The organism is Pseudoalteromonas sp. Z1A6 (assembly GCF_011378745.1).
Taxonomy (GTDB): Bacteria; Pseudomonadota; Gammaproteobacteria; order Enterobacterales; family Alteromonadaceae; genus Pseudoalteromonas; species Pseudoalteromonas arctica.
This window is the reverse complement of the sequence record NZ_WTKW01000428.1, coordinates 1-3,137: the sequence shown is the minus strand read 5'-3', so window position 1 is coordinate 3,137 and position 3,137 is coordinate 1. Positions and strand designations below refer to the sequence as shown.

Here is a 3,137-nt window from a genome sequence, read left to right as displayed (position 1 = left end):
AATTTTCTTATAGTCTTCAAATAAGAATACTTCATATATATTAAATAAATCTGATTTACTTAACCCCATGTAAAACCAATTTTTTACTCTAAGGTTATGTATTTTCGCAGTAATTGTGCATGATTGAATTCAATTTTTGACCTGCGATAACAGTGCAGGGTTAACTTTATGTTTATTTGTTGTTATTTAATTGGGTGGATGTAGTGGAAAAAGTTATTTTATTATGGTTATATTACCAAGTTGGTTAACAATTTATTTGCAATTTAAATGAATTTGGTAATAAACGCATGATTTATTTGGTAACACACACAATAGATAACCAAATATTAAAACCATAAATTTGGAGAATAGAGCCACCATGAAATTAAAACATTTTGCGCTATGCGCTATTGCAGCTGCAATAGTTGGTTGTGACACAAACTCAAACAACAATGACAACAACTTGGGCTCTATTGCTCTTAGTGGAACGGTTACAAGCGGACAAACATTAACAGCTGAAGTTAGTGACCCTGATGGTATCTCAGGTGACGTGACTTACTATTGGTATGCAGATGGTGAGGCAATTACAGGTGCAAATAGCGCTTCGTTTACACTGACTGACGATCAGATAGGGTTACCAATTACAGTTCAAGGGCTTTATACCGATGATGGCGGTATTAATGAATCGCATATTACAGATCCAACCGCAGATGTTGCCGCAATCGCATTCCCTGCAAGTTTAACTATTACGGGCGACGCTCTAGTTGGTTCGCAACTAACAGCCAATGTAGCTGACGAAAATGGCTTTGATGGCGATACAGTAACTTATAAATGGTTTGCTGATGACATAGAGATTGCAGATGAAGCACTTTCAACGCTCACGTTAACAGACGCACAGTTTGGTACAGTTATAACAGTTAGTGCATCTTTTGAAGATAGCCGTGGGTTTAACGAGTCTGTGACTTCAACGGGTACAGAGGTTGTAGCACGAACAAACTCAGAAGGCGAAGTTACAATTAGTGGCACGCCAACCGTTGGTAATATATTAACAGCAGAAGTTGCTGATACCGACGGGGCAACAGGAGATATTACTTACCAATGGCTTGCTGACGCACAAGAGATAGATGGCGCAACACAAAGCACCTTTACAGTTGATGCATCACTTTTAGGTCAAAAGATAAGTGTTCAAGTTGCTTACACAGATGATAATGGATTTATCGAGGATAATACATCAGAGGAAACAATTGCTGTTTCTGCTGTTGCGGTTGACGAAGCCGGTAGCGTCGCCATTATGGGCGTAGCGCCTTATTTGACAAGTGGCGAGTTAACCGCTGAGATAACTGATAACAACGGTGTTGAAGAGGCAAACGTTACTTATACTTGGTCTGCTGATGGCGTTGAAGTAGCCGACAGTAATAGTAAAACATTTACACCTTCTGCTTACGCTGGCTCAATAATGTCGGTAAAAGCTACGTATACAGATAACGATGGTTTTGCGAGTGAGGTTACAAACTCACTTGATACATTAGTTTACACACAATTAGTTAGTAACCCTGAAGCACTCCTTGGTGCTATAAGTGGTGGTTTAGCTGATGGTGATGTTATTGGCTTAAACACCGGTGTTTATGCTGATATGGACGCAGTTTTATTAACCAGTGCAGTAACGCTTCGCGCTGTAGAAGGTCAAACTCCTGTACTTAGCGGTGAAGTATGTGTGCATGTAGCTGCTGGAGTAGATGGCGCTGGATTAACAGGGCTTACCTTTAAGAATATAGATACTAAAGCGGGTGCATTTTGTGAAACCGAAGAAGGTGCTGTTATTTACTCAGAAGGGGATAACTTTACTTTTTCGCAAAACACGATGGATGGAGAAGAAGCTACACTCAATAACTCTGAATACCATTGGCTGATGATAAAAGGTCAAAGCGCGTTGGTTGAGCGAAATACATTCTCTAATCGAAATGTAGCAGAAAAAGGGTCTGTGATAAAAATATCATCATCAAGCTCTGATCACGTTATTCAATATAATTTATTTAGTGACAGTGATAATCCAAACTTTGGTCAATCAAGTTTATATTTAATCAATGCAGGTAGCACAACGGGTAGCGGTGCAGCTGATAACGCAAACTTTACTATTCAGTATAACCGCGTAGAAAACTTTGTAACAGGTCGTCGTTTAATGCGTGTACAAACTTCTGGTGCAACCATCAAAGGCAATACAATCGTAAATCCTAATGGGGGTATTTCACTAGAAGATGGTGGCTTCAACAGTGTTACAGATAACGTTATTATTCGAACTACCGATATTGCAAGCTCTGATGATCGCCCAGCGGGTATATTAATTACACCACTTGGTCACACCGTAAGTAACAACTACATTGCAGGTATTCGTTCTGGTAATAAAGAAGCGGGCGGTATTGTATTTACAGCTAACCCATTTTCGCAAGATGATGGTGGTGTACCAAATTCAGGTAATCAGGCAGTGCTTGATAGTGCCGGAGACTTTACACTAAATGTAACAAACAATACGGTTTTGAACTCGCAGCAACCTATTGTATTTAGTACAGAAATAGGCTCTAAAGCACCAACAAGTGATTGTGATGAGTTAACCGCAGCGAATGCGCCGGTGCTATACGGCCTAACCAAAAATGCGTTTGTTATCAACTTTAATGGAAATTTAATTGCAAACGGTTTAGGCGATCAAACAGACGAAGATACAATAAACAGCAGTGCTACAACTCAAGGCCTATTTTATCCAAATACACTTGATAGTGACCATGCTTTTGAATATGACTGTGACTTAATTAATCATGATAGCTCGCTGCTAAGTAACAACTTTGGTTATATGGATAGTCGAGTATCAGGCGATGCAAGCGGTGACTGGGTTGAAATTAGAAAACTAAATGGTAATGGCGCATTCGATACTGATGGTGCAATTGACCAAGACCCAGCAACTAATGGCAAAGAAGTACTTGAGTACGTTACAGCAACAAGTACGTTATTAGAAACTGACCCTGCAGGCCTTCAGGCAGAGGCGGGTGCTAAAGGTCTTCATTATATTCAATCATCTGAAGTCGGTGTTGGATCTATATGGAAAATACAAAACGATTAAATAACCAATTAATCAGTTAACTTTTAAAAGCCCCAAATTTGGGGCT

The 3,137-nt window shown here is 39.6% G+C and carries 1 protein-coding gene; it reads left to right on the top strand.

All coding sequences use genetic code 11. From position 1 onward, the window contains the following. Nucleotides 1–358: 358 nt before the first annotated feature. Entirely contained in the window at nt 359–3,091 is a 2,733-nt protein-coding gene (locus tag GQR46_RS18085) for a poly(beta-D-mannuronate) lyase (protein ID WP_165741881.1), read from the top strand. The last annotated feature ends 46 nt before the right edge of the window (nt 3,092–3,137 follow it).